22 protein-coding genes are annotated in these 23,117 nt (G+C 65.7%); 6 read left to right on the top strand and 16 right to left on the bottom strand.

Annotation, left to right across the window (positions count from 1 at the left end):
• The first annotated feature begins 229 nt into the window (after positions 1–229).
• From FLG15_RS06555 to pdeM, 5 genes are read left to right on the top strand one after another with little or no spacing between them, the layout of a single operon-like run.
• A complete protein-coding gene (locus tag FLG15_RS06555; protein ID WP_057686992.1) occupies positions 230–1,252 on the top strand; it encodes a ligase-associated DNA damage response exonuclease in 1,023 nt (340 codons plus the stop codon).
• Positions 1,249–1,482, top strand: coding sequence for a hypothetical protein (locus tag FLG15_RS06550; protein WP_057677997.1), 234 nt, complete (start codon positions 1,249–1,251; stop codon positions 1,480–1,482). Before FLG15_RS06555 ends, FLG15_RS06550 begins: the two co-directional genes overlap by 4 nt.
• Positions 1,479–3,083, top strand: coding sequence for an ATP-dependent DNA ligase (locus FLG15_RS06545; protein WP_057677996.1), 1,605 nt, complete (start codon positions 1,479–1,481; stop codon positions 3,081–3,083). Before FLG15_RS06550 ends, FLG15_RS06545 begins: the two co-directional genes overlap by 4 nt.
• Complete coding sequence (locus FLG15_RS06540) at positions 3,080–5,581, top strand: ligase-associated DNA damage response DEXH box helicase (RefSeq protein WP_057677995.1); 2,502 nt, start codon at positions 3,080–3,082, stop codon at positions 5,579–5,581. The genes FLG15_RS06545 and FLG15_RS06540 overlap by 4 nt, the downstream gene beginning before the upstream one ends.
• On the top strand, positions 5,571–6,215 hold the full coding sequence (gene pdeM, locus FLG15_RS06535) for a ligase-associated DNA damage response endonuclease PdeM (protein WP_057660848.1): 645 nt from the start codon (positions 5,571–5,573) through the stop codon (positions 6,213–6,215). The genes FLG15_RS06540 and pdeM overlap by 11 nt, the downstream gene beginning before the upstream one ends.
• 26 nt (positions 6,216–6,241) lie before the next feature.
• On the opposite strand, the gene FLG15_RS06530 is transcribed toward pdeM, so the two are convergent.
• From FLG15_RS06530 to rlmD, 10 genes are all read right to left on the bottom strand, one after another.
• Complete coding sequence (locus FLG15_RS06530; RefSeq protein WP_057677994.1) at positions 6,242–7,513, bottom strand: FAD-dependent oxidoreductase; 1,272 nt, start codon at positions 7,511–7,513, stop codon at positions 6,242–6,244.
• 95 nt (positions 7,514–7,608) lie between these two features.
• Entirely contained in the window at positions 7,609–7,815 is a 207-nt protein-coding gene (cspE, locus tag FLG15_RS06525; RefSeq protein ID WP_003488188.1) for a transcription antiterminator/RNA stability regulator CspE, read from the bottom strand.
• An 87-nt stretch (positions 7,816–7,902) separates the two neighbouring features.
• Complete coding sequence (locus FLG15_RS06520) at positions 7,903–8,655, bottom strand: S-methyl-5'-thioinosine phosphorylase (protein WP_057677993.1); 753 nt, start codon at positions 8,653–8,655, stop codon at positions 7,903–7,905.
• A gap of 87 nt (positions 8,656–8,742) precedes the next feature.
• Complete coding sequence (locus FLG15_RS06515) at positions 8,743–9,297, bottom strand: hypoxanthine-guanine phosphoribosyltransferase (protein WP_057677992.1); 555 nt, start codon at positions 9,295–9,297, stop codon at positions 8,743–8,745.
• A complete protein-coding gene (nagZ, locus tag FLG15_RS06510; RefSeq protein WP_150145716.1) occupies positions 9,297–10,301 on the bottom strand; it encodes a beta-N-acetylhexosaminidase in 1,005 nt (334 codons plus the stop codon). The genes FLG15_RS06515 and nagZ overlap by 1 nt, the downstream gene beginning before the upstream one ends.
• Positions 10,302–10,408: 107 nt before the next feature.
• Positions 10,409–11,986, bottom strand: coding sequence for a cryptochrome/photolyase family protein (locus tag FLG15_RS06505; protein WP_057677990.1), 1,578 nt, complete (start codon positions 11,984–11,986; stop codon positions 10,409–10,411).
• Positions 11,987–12,166: 180 nt separating this feature from the next.
• Positions 12,167–13,201: an NAD(P)/FAD-dependent oxidoreductase gene (locus FLG15_RS06500; protein ID WP_057677989.1), complete on the bottom strand. Its 1,035-nt coding sequence runs from the start codon at positions 13,199–13,201 to the stop codon at positions 12,167–12,169.
• A gap of 16 nt (positions 13,202–13,217) precedes the next feature.
• On the bottom strand, positions 13,218–13,901 hold the full coding sequence (locus FLG15_RS06495) for a DsbA family oxidoreductase (protein ID WP_057677988.1): 684 nt from the start codon (positions 13,899–13,901) through the stop codon (positions 13,218–13,220).
• A 217-nt stretch (positions 13,902–14,118) separates the two neighbouring features.
• On the bottom strand, positions 14,119–14,616 hold the full coding sequence (locus tag FLG15_RS06490; RefSeq protein ID WP_057677987.1) for a CYTH domain-containing protein: 498 nt from the start codon (positions 14,614–14,616) through the stop codon (positions 14,119–14,121).
• A 189-nt stretch (positions 14,617–14,805) separates the two neighbouring features.
• Positions 14,806–16,140: a 23S rRNA (uracil(1939)-C(5))-methyltransferase RlmD gene (gene rlmD, locus FLG15_RS06485; protein WP_017159520.1), complete on the bottom strand. Its 1,335-nt coding sequence runs from the start codon at positions 16,138–16,140 to the stop codon at positions 14,806–14,808.
• A gap of 158 nt (positions 16,141–16,298) precedes the next feature.
• Between rlmD and FLG15_RS06480 the strand changes: the two genes are divergently transcribed.
• Positions 16,299–17,021 (top strand): Hpt domain-containing response regulator, encoded by a 723-nt coding sequence (locus tag FLG15_RS06480; protein WP_008574276.1) that lies wholly within the window; start codon positions 16,299–16,301, stop codon positions 17,019–17,021.
• Positions 17,022–17,423: 402 nt separating this feature from the next.
• On the opposite strand, the gene recO is transcribed toward FLG15_RS06480, so the two are convergent.
• From recO to lepA, 6 genes are all read right to left on the bottom strand, one after another.
• Positions 17,424–18,146, bottom strand: a complete 723-nt coding sequence (gene recO / locus FLG15_RS06475) for a DNA repair protein RecO (protein ID WP_150145714.1) — start codon at positions 18,144–18,146, stop codon at positions 17,424–17,426.
• Between the two features lie 229 nt (positions 18,147–18,375).
• On the bottom strand, positions 18,376–19,275 hold the full coding sequence (era, locus tag FLG15_RS06470; protein WP_150145712.1) for a GTPase Era: 900 nt from the start codon (positions 19,273–19,275) through the stop codon (positions 18,376–18,378).
• On the bottom strand, positions 19,272–19,952 hold the full coding sequence (rnc, locus tag FLG15_RS06465; RefSeq protein WP_017155605.1) for a ribonuclease III: 681 nt from the start codon (positions 19,950–19,952) through the stop codon (positions 19,272–19,274). Before rnc ends, era begins: the two co-directional genes overlap by 4 nt.
• Positions 19,942–20,349, bottom strand: a complete 408-nt coding sequence (locus FLG15_RS06460) for a DUF4845 domain-containing protein (protein ID WP_081022815.1) — start codon at positions 20,347–20,349, stop codon at positions 19,942–19,944. Before FLG15_RS06460 ends, rnc begins: the two co-directional genes overlap by 11 nt.
• Complete coding sequence (gene lepB / locus FLG15_RS06455) at positions 20,350–21,150, bottom strand: signal peptidase I (protein WP_007970507.1); 801 nt, start codon at positions 21,148–21,150, stop codon at positions 20,350–20,352.
• 104 nt (positions 21,151–21,254) lie between these two features.
• Positions 21,255–23,045 carry a translation elongation factor 4 gene (lepA, locus tag FLG15_RS06450; protein ID WP_057677984.1) on the bottom strand — a complete coding sequence of 597 codons (1,791 nt, stop codon included), beginning with the start codon at positions 23,043–23,045 and terminating at the stop codon, positions 21,255–21,257.
• Positions 23,046–23,117 lie beyond the last annotated feature (72 nt).

Genomic DNA, 23,117 nt, shown 5'->3' with positions numbered 1-23,117 from the left:
ACGCGCACTGCCGGACGAACGTGGCGGTGAACTGACCGGCATGTGCCATGCGTGCACCCTTGGCCTCTGCACGCTGGCCTCTGCACGCCGACCTCTGCGCGCCGTCCACGCCCGTCCGGCGGCGGCTCGCGACGTCGTGGCACCTGCCGGTAAGCGCGTGCTGCACGAACGCACCGGCGCACGGCTCCCATTCTCAGGATCTGCACACCGGCTTGGCCAGAGTTGCCGCATGCGCAACGGCAACGATGAGACAACTCACACACGCGGCGATCTGGTGGTGCTCGGGCCGGAGGGCCTGTATTGCCCGCAAGGCGACTTCCATATCGACCCGTGGCGGCCGGTGCCGCGCGCGGTGATCACGCATGGTCACGGCGACCACGCCCGCAGCGGCATGGGCGAGTACCACTGCACGCGCGAGAGCTTGTCCATCCTGCAATGGCGCCTGGGCGAACAGGTCTATCACACGCATGCGGATGGTGAAACGTTTCAGCTGGGTCGTGCGCGCGTGTCGCTGCATCCGGCCGGACACGTGCTGGGGTCGGCGCAGGTGCGCATCGAAGTGGATGGCGAGGTCTGGGTGGCCTCCGGCGACTACAAGCGCCAGCCCGACCCCACCTGCAAGCCGTTCGAAGTGGTGCCGTGCGACACCTTCATCACCGAGGCGACGTTCGGCCTGCCGGTGTATCGCTGGCCCGACACCTCCGAGGTCGCGGCCGATATTTCCGCCTGGCGCCGCGAATGCGCCGAATGCGGCGAAGCGGCCATCCTGTATTGCTATGCGCTAGGCAAGGCGCAACGCGTATTGGCCGAATTGCGCGCGTGGGAGACGCAGCCGGCATTGCTGCATGGCGCCGTCGCGGTAGGTGTGGAGGTCTACCGCCAGGCAGGCATCCCGATGCTGGACACGCAGCCGGTCAGCGAGCATGCGCGCGGCGCCGACTATGCCGGGCAGTTGGTCATCGCACCGCCATCGGCGGCCGGCAGTGCCTGGATCCGCCGGTTCCGCAGCGCACAGCAGGGTTTTGCCTCGGGCTGGATGCGCATCCGCGGCAATCGTCGTCGGCGCAATTACGACCGCGGCTTTGTGGTCTCCGACCATGCCGACTGGCCCGACCTGCTGCGCACCATCGAAGAAACCGGCGCACAGCGCGTCATTGCCACCCATGGCAATACCGATGCATTGATCCAACACCTGCGGGAGCGCGGCGTCGCAGCAGAAGCCTTCCGCACCGATTTCGGAGCCGAGGAATGAACCCGCTGCCCGCACGTCGTTATGTTCGCGCGCGTCCGCGTATTCGCCTGAGCGGTGCGCTCGCGTTTCGCCGTCATGCGTTGGCGTTTTGCGTGCATCGCAGCGCACCAGCGGCCACCATCGGTCCACCGCGAGCGCTACGGCGCCCAGGCGTGCTTGCCGCGTTTACCCGACGCGCACTGGAACTGCGTGCTGCCGACAGGCGCGCAGCGCCACGGGCGCTGCCGTGAGGCGTTTCGCGGCGTTGTACCGCACCCTGGACCGCAGCACCGGCACGCTCGACAAGCGCGCTGCACTGGTGGCGTATTTCCGCGAGGCGCCCGCGCTGGACGCGGCATGGGCGCTCTATCTTCTGGCCGGTGGCAAGGTGGCTAGCGCGCGCATGCGCATTGCCAGCAGCGGCGAACTGCGTGATTGGATCACCGACACCGCCGGCGTTGCCGACTGGCTGGTCGCCGACAGCTACGACCATGTCGGCGATCTGGCAGAAACTCTGGCCCTGCTGCTGGACGACCCGGTCACAGAGGCGGCCGACCTGCCCTTGGCAGAGTGGATCGAACAGCGGCTACTGCCGATCGCCAACCAGGACGTGGAAATCCGCAAGGCCTGCATCGTGCAGGCGTGGCGCAGCCTGGCCTTCGACGAGCGGCTGGTGTTCAACAAGCTGCTGACCGGCGCACTGCGGGTTGGCGTGTCGCAACGGCTCGTGCAGCAGGCGCTGGCCGAATTGTCGGGCGTGGACATCGCGCGCATTGCCCAGCGCATGCTGGGCAGTTGGCGGCCGCATCCGACCTATCTTGCAGACCTGTTGACCAGCGAAGAATTGCCCGGCGACCGCCAGCAGCCCTACCCGTTCTTCCTGGCTTCGCCGCTGGAAGCGGAGGTCGAAACATTGGGCGCCATCGACGACTGGCTGCTGGAATGGAAATGGGACGGCATTCGCCTGCAGCTGATTCGCCGCGCTGGCGAAGCGGCACTGTGGTCGCGCGGCGAAGAACGTCTGGATGGACGTTTCCCTGAAATCGAACACGCCGCGATGCAATTGCCGGACGGCACCGTCATCGATGGCGAGCTGCTGGCCTGGCAACCCGAACAGCCCCTGCCGATGCCGTTTACCGCGTTGCAGACGCGGATCCAGCGGCTCAAGCCCGGGCCCAAGACCTTGGCCGCCGCACCGGCGCGCGTGGTGGCCTACGACCTGTTGGAACTGGCGGGCGAAGACCTGCGCGAGCGCCCGCTGCAGGAGCGGCGCGCTCTGCTGGAAGACGTGCTCTCCGCGCTTGCAGACCCGCGCATCGTTGCCTCGCCGCTGGTGCAGGTCAGCGATTGGCAGGCCGCAGCGCAGGTGCGCGTGGAAGCGCGCGAACGCGGCGTGGAAGGGTTGATGCTCAAGCGCGCCGGCTCGGTGTATCAATCCGGTCGCCGTCGCGGCGACTGGTGGAAATGGAAGATCGACCCACTCACCATCGATGCGGTGCTGCTGTACGCGCAAGCCGGCCACGGCCGACGCAGCACGCTCTATACCGACTACACCTTCGGGCTGTGGAATGAAGGCCAACTGGTGCCGATCGCCAAGGCGTATTCGGGCCTGGACGACAAGGAAATCCTGCAGCTGGATCGCTGGATCCGTGCCAACACCACCGAGCGTTTCGGCCCGGTGCGCGCAGTCACCGCGCAGCATGTGTTCGAGCTGGGGTTTGAAGCGGTGAACCGCAGCGCGCGGCACAAGTCCGGTATCGCAGTGCGCTTCCCGCGCATCCTGCGCTGGCGTCACGACAAGCCAATGGCCGAAGCCGATCATCTGAGCACCCTGCAGGCACTGGCGCGGTGAGCGTCACGCAGCACACGTACGGCACGCCACTGCAACAGTGGCGTGCCTGGTTCGCACGGCGCGGCTGGGCGCCGCTGCCGTTTCAACGCGATGTGTGGAAGCGCTATCTCGACGGCGAATCCGGCCTGCTGCACACGCCCACCGGCAGCGGCAAGACGCTGGCGGCATTCGGCGGGCCGTTGCTGGAGGCATTGGCCGCGCGTGGGCGCACATCCCCGCGCAAACCGGGCAAACCCGCCTCGCCTGCGCGTCGCCAGCCGCAACGCAATCTGCAGGTGTTGTGGATCACGCCGCTGCGCGCACTGGCCGCCGACACCGCACGCGCGCTGCGCGAGCCGGTGGATGCGTTAGGGCTGGATTGGCAGGTGGGCCTGCGCACCGGCGATGCCAGCGCGCGCGACAAGCGGCTGGCCCGCAGCGGCAAGCTCGATGTACTGGTGACCACGCCCGAATCGCTGGCCTTGCTATTGTCGTATCCGGATACCGCGCCGCAGCTATCGGCATTGCGCTGCGTGATCGTCGACGAATGGCACGAACTGCTGGGCAACAAGCGCGGCGTGTTGCTGCAGCTGTGTCTTGCGCGCTTGCGCGGCTGGACGCCGCAACTGCGCATCTGGGGGCTGTCGGCAACGCTGGGTAATTTGTCGCAGGCACGCGATGTGCTGTTGCCGCATCGCCCCGAGGCGGCGCTGGTCTCCGGCGTCAAACCGCGCACGATGACGCTGGAAACCTTGCTGCCGGACAGCGGCGAGCGCTTTCCCTGGGCAGGCCACCTCGGTCTGGCGCAACTGGCGCGCGTGCTGCAAAAGATCATGCAGCAGCGCACCAGCCTGGTGTTTACCAATACGCGCGCGCAGGCCGAGTTGTGGCATCAGGCCTTGAGCGCGGTGTGGCCCGAAGACCTGGCCACGCTGGCGCTGCACCACGGCTCGCTGGATCCGTCGCTACGCACTGCCGCCGAACGCGGGCTGGCCGACGGCAGCCTACGCTGCGTGGTCGCCACCTCCAGCCTGGACCTGGGCGTGGACTTCCCGGCCGTGGATCAGGTGCTGCAGGTCGGCAGCCCGAAAGGCATCGCGCGCCTGCTGCAACGCGCCGGCCGCGCACGCCATCGTCCCGGCGAGTCCGGCCACGTGGTGTGCGTCCCCTCGCATGCACTGGAACTGGTCGAATATGCCGCGGCCCGTCGCGCGCTGGTGCACGGCCATATCGAAGCGCGTCCACCGCCACGGTTATCGCTGGACGTACTGGCGCAGCACTGCGTCACCCTCGCCCTCGGCGGCGGCTTCCACGCCGACGCGTTGTTCGAGGAAGTGCGCGGTACCGATGCCTTCGCCGCGCTGAAAAGGACCACCTGGAACGCGGTGCTGGATTTCATCGTGCAAGGCGGCAGCGCGCTGGCGCACTACCCGGACTTTCACAAAGTGGTGCGCGACGAGGAGGGTCTGTACCGCGTGATCGACCGACGCGTCGCGCTGCGGCACCGGCTGTCCATCGGCACGATCACCAGCGACGGCAGCGTGCGCGTGCAGTTTCTGCGCGGCGGGCGGCTAGGCGCGGTGGAAGAACAATTCATCGGCCGCCTGCGCCGCGGCGACCGCTTCCAGTTCGCCGGCCGCCTGCTGGAACTGGTGCGCCTGGAAGACATGACTGCCTACGTGCGTGTGGCCAAGGGCGGCAGCGGCGTGGTGCCGAAATGGATGGGCGGGCGCATGCCGCTGTCGTCGGCATTGGGGCGCGAGGTGGAAGCGGTCTTCGCCGCCCCCGGCGATGCGCCGGAGATGCAGGCACTGGCGCCGTTATTGCACCTGCAGGCATCGCTCTCTTCGCTGCCTGGGCCGGACCATCTATTGGTGGAAAGCGTCAAGGCGCGCGACGGCCGCCACGTCTTCGTCTACCCCTTTGCCGGCCGGCAGGTCAACGAAGGCCTGGCCGCGTTGCTGGCGGCACGTTGGGGCCGACGCCAGCGCAATACCTTCAGCTTCGCTGCCAACGACTACGGCTTTGTGCTGTCGCCGGCGCAGGATGTCGACATCGATGCCGATGTGCTGCAGGCCCTGCTCTCGCCGGCGGGACTGTTCGACGATCTGCGCGACAGCCTCAACCTCGGCGAGTTGGCCCGCCGGCAGTTCCGCGAAATCGCGCGCGTGGCGGGCTTGTTGTCGCCGTCGTTGCCTGGCCGTGCACCGCGCAGCCTGCGCCAGCTGCAGGCGTCCAGCGGTTTGTTGTACGACGTGTTGCAACGCTTCGATCCCGATCACCTGCTGCTCGCCCAGGCCGAGCGCGAGGTGTTCGAAGGCCAGCTCGAACTGGCGCGGCTTGCGCATGCGTTGGAAGACTGCGCGCGTCGCGAGTTGCGCCTGCGCAAGCCACGCAGCCTCACGCCGTTATCGTTTCCGCTGTGGGCCGAACGCGTGCGTGGGCAGCTGAGTACCGAGGACTGGAAGGCGCGCGTCTTGCGTGCTGCCGAACAACTGGAACGTAAGCATGGGCGATAGCGTGCAGCTGCAGCTGGCCGGCGAAACCGTGGAATTGCTCGGCGAGCGTGCGTTGTATCGCCCGGCACACCGTGCGCTGTTGATCGCCGACCTGCACCTGGGCAAGGCCGATGTCTTCCGACGTGCCGGCATCGGCTTGCCGGCCGGCGGCACCGCGCACGATCTGGAGCGGCTGGATGCGTTGCTGGATCAACGCGATGTCCGGACGCTGTGGATTTTGGGCGACCTGTTGCACGGGCCCGCGCCGCGTGCCGCCTGGCACCGACGCTGGAGCGCATGGCGCGAACGGCATTGCGCGTTGCGCGTGATCGCCATCCGCGGCAATCACGACCGCGCCCTGGCCGGTGCGGAGTTGCACATCGAAGCGGCCGGCGAACAGGTCGAAGATGGGCCGTTCGTGCTGCGCCATGACCCATTGCCGCATCCCACCGGCCACGTGCTATGTGGGCACCTGCATCCGCTGGCCAAGCTGCCAGGGTTGTCGCGGCGCTGGCCGGCGTTCTGGTTGCGCGAGCGCGTCACCATCCTGCCGGCGTTCTCGCAGTTCACCGCAGGCATCGTGCCGACGTTGACCGAAGGCGAGCGCCTGGTTGCCTGCGTGGAAGGCGATGCGTTGGCACTGCCGGTGCGTTAGCCCTGCCACGCACGCACCGGTCGATGCTATGGCCGTGCAACTGCTTCGGCGTTAGCGTCGGCCAGCCGCACGACTGGCTGCGCCAAGGCCTCGACGAATTCAGGCGCCAGCGCCAGCTTGCCGAACCAACCGTGCTGGGTGCCGCTGAGCACACGCAACATGTGCCCGCGTCCACCCGGCACGCGTCCCATCGGGCGTAGCAGCAGATCGCGGCCATGTGCCCACAGATCGCGTTCGGACTGGAACAGCGGCGTCAGCCAGCGGCTCCAGCGGTGATAGATCGCCACGTGCGCCTGGCGTTCGCGCTGGTAGCGCTGCAAGGCAGCGTCCAGATCGGCGCTGGCGCGCAACGCATCGCGCATCGCCAATGCGTCCAGCAGCGCCATGTTCACGCCCTGCCCCAACTGCGGGCTCATCGCATGCGCGGCATCGCCGGCAAGCACGAAGCGGCCGCGATGCCAGCGCGACACCACCGCATCGCGATAGCTCGCGCGCGCCAGTGCACCATGCACCTGCACCGTGGCAAGCCGCGCGTGTGCTTCCGGCCACATCTGCGCCACCTCGTCGCGCCAGGCGGCAATGCCGCGCTGTTCCCACGCAACGAAATCGCTGCACTGCAGGCTCCAGAAAAAGCTCAGCCGCGGCGTGTCGTCGCCCGGGCGCGTGCCCACCGGCAACAGGCCGATCATCTTGCGTGCGCCGATATAGCGCTGGCGCAATTCGTCCACGAACGGCCAGTCTTCGCGTGGCAGCAGGCACCAGAGCGCCCCCCATGGATATACCCGATCCAGCTGCGTTCCCTGTGCCTGCGCACGCAACGTGGAAGCCGAGCCATCGGCGGCGATGATCAGATCGAAGGGGCCATGCCACTGCCCGCGTTGATCCTGCACGCGCACGCCCGCGTGGTCGATCGCGGTGATCTGCGTGTCTACATGCAGTTGCGCGTGCTGCGGCCAGGCCTCGCGCAGCAGCGTAAACAACGCGCCGCGCTGCATGCCCACACCCATCAGGCGCGGATCCAGATCGCGGTACTGCATGTCCATCACCGCGCGCCCGCACGGCGTGTCGCCATACAGGCGGCGCACCGGCGCTCCATGCGCAAGCGCCTGCGGCAGCAAGCCCATGTTCCAGAGCACCTGCAACCCGCTGGGTTGCAGCAGAAAACCGGCGCCCACCGGCCCGGGTGCAGCTGCGCGCTCGAAGACCTCCAGCTGATGCCCGTCGGCGCCGAGCAGCACGGCCAATGCCTGCCCCGCCGTTCCGTAGCCCACTACTGCAATACGTAATGCTCGTTGCATCGTCCCTGCCCTGTCTGGCGATCGCTGCCCGCGCACAATCGGCGCAAAAAAAACCCCGCCGTGGCGGGGTTTTTCAACCGCACAATCGAGTCAGATTACTCGACCGGCGTGATGTTCGAAGCCTGGGCACCCTTGGGGCCCTGGGTCACGTCATAACTGACGCGCTGGCCTTCCTGCAGGCTGCGGAAGCCCTTGGAATTGATCGCGGAGAAGTGCGCGAAGACATCGGCGCTGCCGTCCTCCGGTGAGATGAAGCCAAATCCCTTGGCGTCGTTGAACCACTTGACGGTACCGTTCGGCATGGTGATGCGAGACCTTTGCAATAATTAATGGGTGGTGTACGGCGGTGCGTACGCGCCGAGTATGCAAAGCTTATGCCCCGATGACAATCACCCGCGTGCAAGTTCGCCAATCAGCTCGGGCAGCCCGGACGAAGCCGCATCGACGTTGGCCAACACGTCGGCCATGGTGATTTCCTGCGCGTCGCCGCAACCGGCCGCCCAGTTGGCCACGATCGCCAAACACGCATATTCCAAGCCTTTTTCGCGTGCCAGCCCAGCTTCGGGCATGCCGGTCATGCCCACAAGATCGCAGCCGTCGCGACGCATGCGTGCGATCTCTGCAACCGTTTCCAGTCGCGGTCCTTGCGTTGCACCGTAGCAGCCGCCGGCCACCAGCGTGACGCCGGTCACTTTGGCTGCCGCAATGACCTTGCTGCGAAACATCGGCGAATACGGGTGGCCGAAATCCACGTGCTGCACTTCGCTTCCAGTCTCTTCGCAGAACGTGGACACGCGGCCCCAGGTGTAGTCGATCAACTGATCCGGGCACGCCAACACGCGCGGGCCAAACTGTTCGGTGATCCCACCCACGGTGTTGAGCGCCAGCACCCGCGAGGCGCCGATTTGCTGCAGTGCAGCGATGTTTGCGCGGTAATTGACCTTGTGCGGTGGCAGCGAATGGCCTTCGCCATGGCGCGCCAGGAAGGCCACGCGATGGCCGAGCAGCATACCGACGCGAATCGGCCCGGACGGCGCGCCGTAGGGCGTTTGGACTTCGTGCGATTGCACATCGTCCAGCTGCGCGAGCTTGTAGACACCCGTGCCGCCGATGACGGCCAATGCGATGGAATTTGCGGACACAACCGACCTCTGCAGCGAAAGACATAATGGGGAGCGCACGCGTGCGCGCCGAGCTGCCCGCAACGATGCGGGCATGGATTTGCAGCATTACGGCTTCATCGCATAGATGGCAGGAATACCGCGCAGCTGCTCGTTGACGTCCATGCCGAAGCCGAACACGTAACGGTCGGGCACTTCCACGCCCACATAATCGGCGCTTACGCCCGGCACGCAACGGTCGTGCCGCTTGACGGTCAACACCGCCACGCGCACGTCGGTGGCGCCCTGTTCCAGGCACCACTGGCGCACGCCCTGCAGCGTGTAGCCCTCGTCGAGAATGTCGTCGACCAGGATCACGCGGCGACCGAACAATGCGGTGGCCGGACGGTGCTTCCACACCAGTTCGCCGCCGATGGTTTCGCCGCGGTACCGGGTGGCATGCAGGTAATCGAATTGCAGGTCCTGCCCGCGTGCGCCCAGCTCAAGCGCAAGCTGGCCCGAGAACGGCAGCGCACCGTGCATGATGGTGAGGTACACCGGCACTTCGCCGGCGTAGTCGCGTGCGATCGCATCGGCGATGGTGGCAACGGCGGCATCGATGGCGGGACGGTCGACCAGCAGATCGGCTTGGGCCAGGGCCTGGGAAATGGTGAGCGTGGACATCAGGCAGTTGTTCCGAAATGGGCAGAAGGAGGAGTGGTGAATGAGGCGTCGGTGCCGGCGAGCAGGCCATCCCAGCCCAGTCCGCCACGGCCGATCAGGCCGATCAATGCAGCGGTATTGAGGCTGCGGCCCTGCACGGCCTGCAGCGATTCGGCGACCAGCTCCGGGTGGCACACCAGCACCACGTCGCAGCCGGCATCCAGATGCGCATGCACCCGGCCCGCCACGCCGCCGGCACTGAAGGAGGCGGCCATGCCGATGTCGTCGGAAAAGACCACCCCGCGGAAGCCCATCTGGCCGCGCAGGATCTGCTCGATCCAGCGCTGCGAATAGCCGGCCGGCTCCGGCGCGACCTGCGGGTAGACCACGTGCGCCATCATCACGGCGTCGGCGCCGGCCTCGATGCCCGCCACGAACGGCACCAGGTCTTCGGCCTGCAGCACCTCCAGCGGCCGTGGGTCGCTGGCGTGATCGACGTGGGTATCTTCCAGCACGGTGCCGTGCCCGGGGAAATGCTTGAGCGTGGCGGCCATGCCGGCGCCGTGCAGCGCCTGCACATAGGCACGCGTGAAGGTGGCCACGATCTGCGGGTCGTCGCTGAAGGCGCGATCGCCGATGGCGCGGTTGCCGCGGCCCAGGTCTACCACCGGCGCAAAGCTCAGGTCCACGCCGCTGGCGCGGACCTCGCTGGCCATCAACTGCGCATGCGCGCGCGCCGCGGCCAGTGCAGACTCCGGGTCCTGCTCGTACTGCGCACCGAAGCTTTGCAACGGCGCCAGCGCGCTGAATCCTTCGCGAAACCGCTGCACGCGCCCGCCTTCCTGGTCCACGCAGATCAGCACCGGGCGCGGCGCGGCGGCGCGAATGGCGGCCGACAGCTCGGCCACCTGGGTGCGCGAGGCGAAGTTGCGCTTGAACAGCACCACGCCGGCAACCGCATCGTGCTGCAGCCATTCGCGTTCCTGTGCGCTGAGTTCGGTACCGGCAACGCCGATCAGAAGCATGTTGGGGGACTCCCGGGCCAGGCGCCATGGTGGCGCAGCGCGGCATTGTCGCAGATGCGCGTGGCAGCGTCAGATCGCGCATTCAGCTGCGGGCACTGCCGGCAGACTTACAGCCCCTCGAGGTGGGCGCGCCAATGCGCGGCCTGGGCCTGCACCTGTGCCAACACTTCGGGCGCCATCCCGTCGAGCTGGCGGTACGGCAGCGCCAGGCGTTCGTTGGCGCCCAACAGCGGGCGCTGGCGCTGCAGGAAATCCCAATACAGCGCGTTGTAGGGGCAGGCGTTCGGGCCGACCCGCAACTTGCGTTGGTACCGGCAACCACCGCAGTAATCGCTCATGCGATCGATGTAGGCCGCGCCGCTGATATACGGCTTGCTGCCGAGCAGGCCGCCATCGGCGAACTGGCTCATGCCCACCGTATTGGGCAGCTCCACCCACTCGAAGGCGTCGATGTAAACGCCCAGATACCAGCGATGCAGGGCCTGCGGATCCAGCCCCGCCAGCAGCGCAAAATTGCCGATCACCATCAGCCGCTGGATGTGATGCGCATGCGCGTTGGCCAAAGAATTGCCGACCGCATCGGCCAGGCAGCGCATGCCGATCTGCCCGTCCCAGAACCAGTGCGGCAGCGGCGCATGCTGGTCGAGACGATTCGATTCCGCGTAGCCGGGCATCTGCGACCAGTACACGCCGCGCACGTACTCGCGCCAGCCCAGAATCTGCCGGATGAAGCCTTCCACCGCCGCCAACGGCGCATGCCCTTGCCGCCATGCAGCTTCGGCGCGCGCAATCACCTCGTGCGGGTGCAGCATCTTGACGTTGAGCGCGAACGAGAGCAGCGAATGGAACAGGCGCGGGTTACGCGTGCTCATCGCATCTTCAAAGCGGCCGAAATTGGGCAATGCATGCGCGATGAAAGCGTCCAGATGCTGCAAGGCTTCGTCGCGATCCAGCGGCCATGGCAGGGCTTGCGCGTTCGGTGCGCCAAAGCTGCGCACGCCGGCGGCTTGGATCGTGTGCCACAGCGCGCTGTGATCGTGGGTCGTGCGCCAATCCTGGGGGACAGGCGGGTGGCCCGGCCACGGCGCACGGTTGTCGTGGTCGAAGTTCCAGCGCCCACCTTCCGGCTCGCCTGCTGCATCGAGCAGGATGCGATGCTGGCGCCGCATACGCCGATAAAACACTTCCATGCGCCATGGGCTGCCAGTGCGAAAACAGGCGGCGACTTCGTTGCGCACGGTCAGGAAATGTTCGCTGTCGACCATGCGCGTGGCAAAGGGTTGCGCGGCGCTCCAGTGCTGTAGTGCTTCGTCCAGCCGCCATTCGTCCGGGGACTGGTACTCCAGATGGTCGGCGCGGTAATGCGCCATCAATGCCTCGAGGTTGTGCGGGATCGACTGCCGGTTGCTGGCGTTGTCGATCGTCACATAGCGCACCCGATGCCCTGCACGCCGCAAGCCTGCGGCGAACGCGCGCATGGCCGCGAAGATCGCCAGGACCTTCTGCGCGTGATGCAGTACGTAGTCGGTTTCCTGCCGCACTTCCATCAACACATAGACCACCCCCGCATCGCGCGTGGCGAACCAGCTGTGCTGCGGATTGAGCTGGTCGCCCAGGATCAAGCGCAGCGTCTGCGCCGGCGTCTGCGGATTGGTTTGCGCGATAAGTGCGCTGGAATCATGCATCACAGTGGCGCCCGATGATGCGGGGCGCATGGGCGCGTCCATGCCAAGGAGGCGCATGGGCGCGCCTTGGACGCGAGAAACATCCTCGGGTCGACGCGGACGCATGCACGAACGACTGCCATGACCGCGGTATGGACTTGCACTGCACTACCCTTTAGTTCTGCACCGCTTGGCACAGCGTCAGTCGCAGACGCTGTGCGGCACATCGCCCGCACACACGCGCCGGGCCAACGCCATTGCGCTCTGCCATGCGCCCTCCACCTTGCCGCCGGCCAACCAGTCGCCACACATCCCCAAGCCCAGCGGCGCATCCCAGACGCAGCCGAGTTGCAATGCGGGGTCGCTGCTGGCCACTTCCCAGAAAAACGCATCGCAAGACTGCGGCATCGGCAAACCGAGCGCAGCAAGTTCCGGAACGAGGCTGGCGATGACCTGCCCAGGCTGGGCATCGCAATGCACCTGGCTCCACTCGGCCGTTGCATGCAGCAGCCAGGTCTCCGCCCCCACACGCGCAGGCTTGCTGGCGTTGCGCGCCACCCAGCGCAACGGGCCGGCATTGACGAACAGCGCGTCATAGCCCGGATCGATGGGCGCATCGAAGTGTGCCATCACCGCCCACGCAGGCTGCATGCGCACCTGCTCGGCAATCGTTGCCAGCGCAGGCGCAACCTGTCCGAGTAACGCAGCCGCACTCGGCGCCGGGACGGCCAGCACCACCGTATCGAACAGATGCTCTGCAGCGTCTTGCAATACCGACAGGCGCCAACCCGTTCGGCGGCGCTGCAGCGCGCGCACCTGGGCACACAGGCGAACATCCAACTGCACAGCAAGCGCACGCGCCGGCGCGGCCATCCCAGGAACACCCACGTAGCGCGTCAGTACACTCTGGGATCGGCGCAACTGCGCGCCATCCCAGCTTGCGATACGCGCCTGCCAGGGCGCGGCGATACCGGCATCGATCCAGGCATCCACGACCGCTGCAAATGCAGGACCGCGCGCGGTGAAATACTGCGCTCCGTGATCGCATTGCCACTGCTTGGCCCCGTAGTGGCGCATGCGACCGCCCGGGGTCTTGGCCTGATCGAACACCGTCACTGCATGGCCTGCCGCCTGCAGCTGCTGCGCGCAGGCCAAGCCGGCCAACCCGGCGCCGATCACGGCGATCGTCTGCGCGCGCCCGGGCGGCGTCATGCCATCGCGCACGTGCCGGTGCATGCGGCAGGCATGCGGGTCACACCGCGCAGCCGTCAGGCCCGCAGGCATCGGGCCCGCCCACTGGCGTCGATTCGGCCGCCAACTGCAGCAGCGCCTGCGCAAAACTCTCCGGCGGCTGCGCGCCCTGGATCAGCGCGCGGCCGTCGATCACAAAGCTGGGCACCGCACGGATGCCCAACGCGGCGGCCTGCGCTAGCTGCGCTTGTACCTCGACGGTGCCTTCGTCCGATTCCAGCATCGCCTGCACACGCGCCGCCGTAAGGCCGCCGGCCTCGCCGGCACGCACCAGCGTGTCGGTCGCACCCACGTTTTGGCCTTCGGCAAAATGCGCATGGAACAGCGCTTCCATGACCGCGTCCACATTGCCCTCGTGGCTGGCCAGCCAGATCACACGATGCGCACGCAGCGTGCTGACCTGCACCTGCCCACGGCCGAAGTCCAGCGGCAAGCCTTCCGCCTGCGCAGTGGCCTGGGTCTGCCCCAGGATCTGTTCGACCCGTGCCGTACCGCCGAACTTCGACGCCAGGGCCTCGCGCAAGGGCGTCGGCTCCAGGCCGGCATCTGGGTCAAGCTGGAACGCGTGGTAATGAATGTCCAAGGCCGGCGCCTGCGCGCCAAGTGCCGCAAGGGCGGCCTGGAAACGGCGTTTGCCGATCCAGCACCAGGGACACACTACGTCGGACCAGATGTCGATGCGCATGAGCTGGGATTCGTTTCTTGGGGATGGGCAAAGCATAGACGGGATAATGCAATCGCGAAGTGTTTGCCGATGCCGAATGGGGGAGCGGTGATTAAGCGCTGCTAGGCGGCCTGGTGTCGCGCACCGATCTGTTTTTAAGCATCGCCCATCCTAACTCCCGTATCAGGCCTTCAAGGCACCGAGCTGCGCGCCTGCCTTTGCAAATCCAAATCCCGACTCACAAAGCCTCTTTCCACTGCTTGAATGGATGCGAGGCCAGGGCCAGGTTGTAATAGCGCACGTCGTCGGTGACTTCGGTCCCGACCCATTCCGGCGTGGCGAATGCGTCGTCGGCGCGTTCAAGCTCGATTTCGGCCACGATCAGACCGGCGTTGTCGCCGAGGAATTCATCCACTTCCCACACATGCCCCTGGTAGGCGACCAGATGACGGCGTTTGTCGATCAGGCCGCCAACGCACAGCGCCAGCAATGCGCGTGCATCGGCCAGTGGAATCGGATATTCGAACTCCTGACGCGTATGCCCCACCTCGCGCGATTTCAGATTGAGAAACGCACTTTCGCCCTGGATCCGCACCCGTACCGAGGCATTTTGCGTCCCACTGCGCAGCGCCGCCTGATCGTTGAGATAGCCCTGCGCCATCGGAATCACCGCATGCGCGGCGTTGCGCCAGCCATCGCCGGTGACCAGGAATTTGCGTTCGATTTCTAGAGGCATGGGATTGGGGATTCGGGAGTGGGGATTGGTTGAAGCAGGAGCCAGTGCCAGTGCCAGTGACGTCAGATCTTATCAATCCACAGATTGCAGTCGAATCCGAACGCAATAGCGAGCGACATGCGCGAAACGACAGTTGCGACGTAGAGCGAAGGTGTTCGCTTTCGCCAATGCCCAATGCCCAATCCCGAATCACCGCCTCTCAAACACCGCAATGCTTTCCACATGGGCGGTGTGCGGGAACATGTCCATCGCGCCCGCGCAGACCAGCGTGAAGCCCTGCTCGTTGACCAGATAGCCGGCGTCGCGCGCCAGCGAGCCGGGGTGGCAGCTCACATAGACGATGCGCTCGAACGTCTTCAACGGCAGCTGCTGCAGTACTTCCAACGCGCCAGAGCGTGGCGGATCCAACAACAGCTTGTCGAAGCCCTGGCGCATCCAGGGTGCGCTGCGCTGATCCTGGGTCAGATCGGCGGCGTAGAACTGCGCATTGTCCAGGCCATTGCGCTGGGCGTTCTCCTTCGCCCTTGCCACAAGTCCGGCATCGCCTTCCACACCCACCACCTCGCGCACCACGCGTGCCAGCGGCAGGGTGAAGTTGCCCAGGCCGCAGAACAGGTCCAGCACGCGGTCGTCGGGCTTGGCCTCCAGCAGCGCGACTGCATGCGCGATCATTTTCTGATTGAGCGACGCGTTGACCTGGATGAAGTCCAGCGGCCGGAACGCCAATTCCACATCCCATTGCGGCAAGCGGAACGAGAGCGGCACGTCCTGCGGCCACAGCGGATGCACGCTGTCCACCCCGCCTGGCTGCAGGAAAACCGCAAAGCCGTGCTCCTGGGCGAAGGCGACCCAAGCCTGGCGGTCGCGCTCGCTGAGCGGCTGCATATGTCTGATGGTCAAGGCCACCGCATCGTCGCCGGCGATGAATTCGATCTGCGGAATGTCGCGCTTGCCGTCCATGCCTTCGATCAGCGCGGCAAGCAAGGGAATCTTCTCGCCGATCTGCGGAATCACCGTGTAGCAGACGGACAAGTCGGCCACGAACCGCGGGTCGAGCTCACGAAAGCCGACCAAGGTCTTGTCCTTCTTCTCGACGCGACGCACCGAGAACCTGCCCTTGCGCCGATACCCCCAGTTGTCGCCGGTCAGCGCGGGCAGCACGGCTTGCGGAGTGACGTGACCGATACGTTCCAGGTTGTCCATCAGCACGCGCTGTTTGGCCACGATCTGCTGCGACTCCTCCAGATGCTGCAACACGCAGCCCGCGCAGACGCCAAAGTGCGGGCAGCGCGGGGTGACCCGTTGCGGCGATGCCTCCAGCACCTCCACGGTCTTGGCCTCATCGAAATGCCGGCTGCGGGCGGTGGGTTCGGCGCGCACCAACTCGCCCGGCAAGGCGCCGCTGATGAAGGTGACCTTGCCGCCCTCGCCGTCGCGGCGGGCAACCCCGCGGCCGTCATGGCTCAGGTCGGTGACCGCGGTCTGGAAGGGGGTACGGTCGAGACGGTTTCTGGTTCTGGCCACGTGGCGACAAGCTGCGGGCAAAAAGGGTGCGTATTGTCGCAGATGCGACCGATGGAGGCCGCGCCGGTCGGCGCAACAATTGTCGCGCCCCACAAACACAGGCAAACTTCCGCTGCGCGCGACAAATCAGGACGCGGCATCGCTGACATGGAGGCAGCATGAACATGGCCACACGCCAGGAACCCCACCCACGCCTACTGCTGGTGGAAGACGACCCGATCAGCCGCGGATTCTTACAGGCTGTCCTTGAAAGTCTTCCGGCCACGGTCGACTGCGCCGATTCCCTTTCTTCCGCACTCGACCGCGCGCGCGAACGTCGCCACGACCTCTGGCTGATCGACGTCAACCTTCCCGATGGCACCGGTAGCGGGCTACTGCGTGCATTGCGCCTGCTGCATCCGGACGTGCCAGCACTGGCGCACACCGCCGACGCCACCATGTCGATGCAGCACAGCCTGCAATCGGACGGGTTTCTGGAAATGCTGGTCAAACCGCTGACCTCCGAGCGCCTGCTGCAGGCGGTGCGGCGCGGCCTGGCACGCGGTCGCTACAGCGTGGCCCCGGTGGGCGTGCTGGACATCGCCGCCAGCGACTGGGACGAGACCGCAGCGCTGAGTGCGCTCAACGGCCAGCAGCACCATCTTAATGCCTTGCGCGAGTTGTTCCTGGCCGAGCTGCCGGGCACCCGGGATGCGGTGGATTCGGCCTTGCAGATCAGCGACGAACAGGCATTACGCAGCCATCTTCATCGATTGCAGGCCAGCTGTGGCTTCGTCGGCGCAGCGCGGCTTGCCGGCGCAGTGCGCCTGCTGCGCGGCGACCCGCACTCGCGCACCGCACGCACCCAGTTCCATGCGGCGGTGGCTGCGTTGCTGCACTGAGCGAACCAACCGCAGCACCTCCTTGCCAGACGTGGTGGGCCAGGCGTCGGCGGCGGTGCGCTTCCGGCTCGGCGCCGCGGCCGATGCATCGTCGTCTTGCCGATCGAGCTGCGTATTGCAGGTGGCACCGGCTCCAGTTGCCGGCGATTGACTGCCTGGAGGAGCGCCAGGCTCGACGCAGGCGTATGCCGTTGCTGCTCGCCCGGTCCACGTCGGTGACGAGAGGAGCGCTCGTGGGCTGGGGTAGGCTGAATGGCTTTCTAGACCAACGGGCGCAGGTACTGCCTGTCGGTTCTCCGAGCACCCGCTTCGCTCAATTCGCTGCTGCGCCGTGCTATCGCCGGTCGCTGCTGGACTTTTGTCCAGCGCTAATCACGCATGCACCTTCAGCACTCCGCGCCATCAACGACGGCGCGCGAGGTCCTCGAGCATTTCCCAGGATTTCAGGCCACGCCCGCCCAGATGATGCAACAGCACGCCGCGCATGCTGCGGCGCAGGCCGGGCATGTCGTCCGCATCCGGCATGACGTCTTCGCCGAGCGCCAGCAGCGCCGCACCGGTGACGGTTTCGCGGCGATCCTGGGCTAGCCGTTCGCTCAACACACGCAAGGCGCCCTCCTGCGGATCCAGCCGGTACCGCGCTGCCGGGTTGATCGGTTGCCCGTCGCTGTCGTGCTGCAGATCGAAGGCGAACCCCAGCCCTTCCAGCACGTCGCGCTCGAACCGGCGCAGCCCCCACGCCAACGGCAGATCGGACGCAAGGTGGGCACGTGCCTGCGCATAACAGGCATAAAGTTCAGGCACCGGATCGTTACGCGGGGCCAGGCGCAGCAGCAATTCGTTGATATAGAAACCGGCCAGCATGGTGTCGCCGACCAGCCGCGGCGCGGTATCCAGCGCTTCGGCCTGGCGCAGTTGGGCCAGCTCGCCGCGCTGCACGGCACTGAACTGGATCAGCTGCAAGGGCTGCAAGGCCGCGCGCAGCGCCTGCTTGCGTGGCCCCTGCACACCGCGCGCCAGCAGTCCCACCCGCCCATGTTGCTCGGTCAGCACTTCCACCAGCAGGCTGGTCTCGCGCCAGGCCCGTACGTGCAGCACAAATCCGCGCGCGTGCTCGATCAGCACGGCAGGCAAAGCCAGGATTGGGGATGCTGAACCGGGGCCTCGGAAAAAGCGCCGGATCGGCCGTCGCCGCGCAGCGCGGCGCGGCGACAGGGAGCCGAGCCACTGCCGTCATCGCCGCACGCGACGTTGAAACATGCGAAAAAACGTCTTCCCGACAGCATGCCGACCAACTGCCTGACCCAGCTCCCGGGTCGCCGGTCCCGGGTTCCCAGTCGCGGCCTTCCCGGCCTCATTCGTAGCCGAATGCCTTCAGCGCAGCCTCGTCGTCCGACCAGCCTTCGCGCACGCGCACCCAGGTTTCCAGGAACACCTTGGCACCGAACAGGCGCTCCATCTGCAGGCGCGCCTTGCCACCGATTTCTTTCAAACGGGTGCCGCCCTTGCCGATCACGATGGCCTTCTGGCCTTCGCGCTCGACCCAGATCACCGCACCGATGCGCAGTAGCGCGCCATCTTCGGCAAAGCGCTCGATCTCGACGGTGGTGGCGTACGGCAGCTCTTCGCCGAGCTGACGCATGAGCTGCTCACGCACCAGTTCGCCGGCCAAAAAGCGCTGGCTGCGGTCGGTAATCTCGTCTTCGCCGAACATCGCCTCGGCCTCGGGCACCAGCTTGAGCAGGTCGCCGACCAATGCCTCCAAGCCCTTGCGCTTGAGCGCGGACACCGGATGCACGGCGGCGAAGGTGCGCCCCTCGCTGACCTGGGCCAGGAACGGAAACAACGCGGTCTTGTCCTTGAGCCGGTCGACCTTGTTGACCACCAGCACCACCGGCACGCTGGCGTCGCTGAGCACGCGGAACGCCAGCGTGTCTTCCTCGTCCCAGCGGCCGGCTTCGATCACCAAGACCACCGCGTCCACGCCCTCGAGCGAGCCGCGCGCGGCGCGATTCATCACCCGGTTCATTGCGCGCTTCTGCTCGCGGTGCAGGCCCGGGGTGTCGACTAGCACCAGCTGCCCTTCCGGGAAGGTGGCGATGCCCAGCAACCGATGACGCGTGGTCTGCGGCCGGTTGGAGACGATGCTGACCTTCGCGCCGACCAGGGCGTTGGTCAGGGTGGACTTGCCGACGTTGGGCCGGCCGATCACCGCAACGCTACCGCTGCGGTGGGGGGAAGAGGTTTCGCTCACGTGTTTGAATCCAGTTGTGCGATGACAAGAGTCGCCGCCTGTTGCTCTGCGAGGCGACGCGAGGTGCCCTGACCCTCGGCGCGGGCGACGGGCTGCTCCAGAATGCAGGCGACGTGGAACTGCTTGGCATGCTCGTCGCCGCTCTCGCTGATCAGCGCGTAATGGGGCAGCGGCAGTTGCCGCGCTTGCAGCCATTCCTGCAGCCGGGTCTTGGGATCCTTTTCTGCCTTGCCCACCGGCAATGCCGCCAGCGAGGCTTCGAACCACGGCAGCACCACTGCACGGCAACGCTCGAAACCGCAGTCCAGATAGATGGCCGCGACGATCGCTTCGACCGCATCGGCCAGGATCGAATCGCGCCGGTGACCACCGGACTTCAACTCGCCTGGGCCCAGCGTGAGGCGCTCGCCGAGATTCAACGTACGTCCGATCACGGCCAGCGCACCTTCGCGCACGAGTTCGGCACGTGCACGGGTCAATGCGCCTTCATCGGCCTTGGGCCACCGTTGATACAGCGCCTCAGCGATCAGCAGGTTGACGATGCCGTCGCCGAGGAATTCCAGTCGCTCGTTATGCGGTGTCCCGGCGCTGCGATGCCGCAGCGCCTGGGCGAGCAGAGCCGGATCGGCGAATGCGTGCCCGATCGGATCACCGCGTTGGAAGGTTCTATTCGACACCGCGCTTCGTCAGATCCTGTGCCGTATCGAACTTGCCGACCACATCCAGATTGCCAACCAGCTCGCGACGGACTTCGTAGTTGACCTTCATGCGCCAGCCGCCTTCGATCCGCTCGAACTTGACGTCTTCTCTTTTTACATTTTCAGAATAGTTGATGTACAGGCGCTTGAAGAACATGTCCTGCAACTTGGACGGATCCAAGTCGGAAGTGCCTGCTTCATTTGCCAAGCCCTTCATCGACGTACGCACCGCGTAGTACTCCTGGTACATCGGAAACAGCTTCATCCCGATGTACAAACCGAACCCCACCACCGCCAGCACCACCACGAACGACGTCAACGTCATACCGCTTTGCTTGCGCTTCATTGTGCTTCCCCTGGCACGCCGTGCGTGCATTTACTGGATTCCAGTCCCGATCCGCGATGGATCGAAACTCCCCTTGCAGAACCATCCTTCGCAATTGAGCCAGATCAGGAACGCCTTGCCGCGCAGATTGGCTTCCGGCAGAAAGTGCGTTTGGGTCCAGAACCGGCTGTCCTCGCTGTTGTCGCGATTATCCCCCATCACGAAATAGCTGTCCGCCGGCACGGTCCAGTCGCCCTGGCCGGCCGGCATGTTGCGGTCCAGCCATTCCAGCACGGTATGCGTGCGGCCTGGCAGGTCCTCGACCAGCAGCGTGGTGCCGGTCATCTCGGCGCCCTTGCCCTTGCCGATGTACTCGCCCTTGACCGTGTAATGCATCGGTTTGTCGTTGATGTACAGCGTATCGCCGTGGAAGCCGATCTTGTCGCCCGGCAGGCCCACCACGCGCTTGATCCAGTTCTGGTCCGGCGCGTGCGGCGGCTTGAACACCACCACGTCGCCGCGCTTGGGCTCGCCGGTGGGAATGAACTTGGTATTGGTGATCGGCAGGCGGAAGCCGTAGGCGAACTTGTTGACCAGGATGAAATCGCCGATCAGCAGGTTGGGCATCATCGAACTGGATGGGATCTTGTACGGCTCGGCCACGAAGCTGCGCAGGATCAGCACCACCGCCAGCACCGGGAAAAAGGCGCGCGAGTAATCGATGATCGCCGGCTCGCTGTCCAGCAACCCGGCCCTCGCCGCACGGCGCTTGGCCAGAAACAGCTTGTCCAGCAGCCAGATGAAGCCGCTGCCCAGCGTCAGGACAACCAGGATGATTTCAAACCATTTCATTGATGTTCCTTTCGGAAAGGGAATCGAGAATCGAGAATGGGGAATCGGAACAGCAGGAGCACTCGCGCTCTTACGATTCCCGATTCCCGATTCACCATTCCCAGCTACTTATCCATCTGCAGGACAGCCAGGAAGGCCTCCTGCGGAATCTCCACGCGGCCGACCTGCTTCATGCGTTTCTTGCCTTCTTTCTGCTTCTCCAGCAGCTTTTTCTTGCGCGAAACGTCGCCACCATAGCACTTGGCCAGCACGTTCTTGCGCATCGCCTTGACCGTGGAGCGCGAGATGATCTGCGAGCCGATCGCGGCCTGAATCGCCACGTCGAACATCTGCCGCGGAATCAGATCCTTCATCTTTTCGCACAGCTCGCGGCCACGACGATCGGCGTGGCTGCGGTGCACGATCAACGACAACGCATCGACCTTGTCGCCGTTGATCAGCACGTCCACGCGCACGAACGGGCCGGCATCGAACCGCACGAAGTGGTAATCCAGCGAGGCATAGCCACGGCTGACCGACTTGAGCTTGTCGAAGAAGTCCAGCACCACCTCGGCCATCGGCAGCTCGTAGCTGATCTGCACCTGGCTGCCCAGGTAATTGATGCCGATCTGCGTGCCGCGCTTTTCTTCGCACAGCTTGATGATGTTGCCGATGTACTCCTCGGGCGTGAGGACATTGGCGCGAATGATGGGCTCGCGGATTTCCTGCACCAGGTTCAACTGCGGCAACTTGGCCGGGTTGTCCATGTTGACGATCGTGCCATCGGTCTTGAGCACTTCATACACCACGGTGGGCGCGGTGCTGATCAGGTCCAGGTTGTATTCGCGCTCCAGGCGCTCCTGCACGATTTCCATGTGCAGCATGCCCAAAAAGCCGCAGCGGAAACCAAAGCCCATCGCTTCGGAGCTTTCCGGCTCGAAGCGCAGCGCGGCGTCGTTCAGGCGCAGCTTGTCGAGCGCTTCGCGCAGGTCCGGGTAATCCTCCGCATCGACCGGGAACAGGCCGGCGAACACGCGCGGCTGCATTTCCTGGAAGCCGGGCAAGGCATGCGGCGCCGGATCGCCGGCCAGGGTCAGGGTGTCGCCGACCGGGGCGCCATGCACGTCCTTGATGGACGCGTTGATCCAACCCACTTCGCCGGCGCCGAGTGCAGGCAGCTCCTTGCGCTTGGGGGTGAATACGCCGACCTTGTCCACCAGATGGGTGCGCCCGGTGGACATCACCAGGATCTTGCTCCCGGGCTTGATCTCGCCCTGCATCACGCGCACCAGCGACACCACGCCCAGGTAGTTGTCGAACCAGGAATCGATGATCAGCGCCTGCAGCTTGTCGGTATCGCGCGGCTTCGGCGGCGGAATGCGATGCACGATCGCCTCCAGCACCAGATCGATGTTCAGGCCGGTCTTGGCACTCACCGCCACCGCGTCTTCGGCATCGATGCCGATCACCGCTTCGATCTCGGCCTTGGCGCGGTCGACATCGGCGGTGGGCAGGTCGATCTTGTTGAGCACCGGCACCACTTCCAGCCCCTGCTCCACTGCCGTGTAGCAGTTGGCCACCGACTGCGCTTCCACGCCCTGCGCGGCATCCACCACCAGCAGCGCACCTTCGCAGGCAGCTAGCGAGCGGCTGACTTCGTAGGAGAAGTCGACGTGCCCGGGGGTATCGATGAAATTCAGATGGTAGGTCTGCCCGTCCTTGGCCGTGTATGGCAGGGACACCGACTGCGCCTTGATGGTGATGCCGCGTTCGCGCTCGATCGGATTGGAGTCGAGCACCTGGGCTTCCATCTCGCGCGCCTGCAGGCCGCCGCACAGCTGGATGATGCGGTCGGCCAGGGTGGATTTGCCGTGGTCGACGTGGGCAATGATGGAGAAATTGCGGATGTTCCGCATTGAATCAGAGGACATTGAGGTGGGCGCCGGCGCAGCCGTCGTCAGGGTAACGCAGCATTATCGCACGCTCGG

It is taken from the genome of Xanthomonas phaseoli pv. dieffenbachiae (assembly GCF_008639345.1).
Taxonomy (GTDB): Bacteria; Pseudomonadota; Gammaproteobacteria; order Xanthomonadales; family Xanthomonadaceae; genus Xanthomonas; species Xanthomonas phaseoli.
This window is presented reverse-complemented; position numbering and strand designations above follow the sequence as displayed.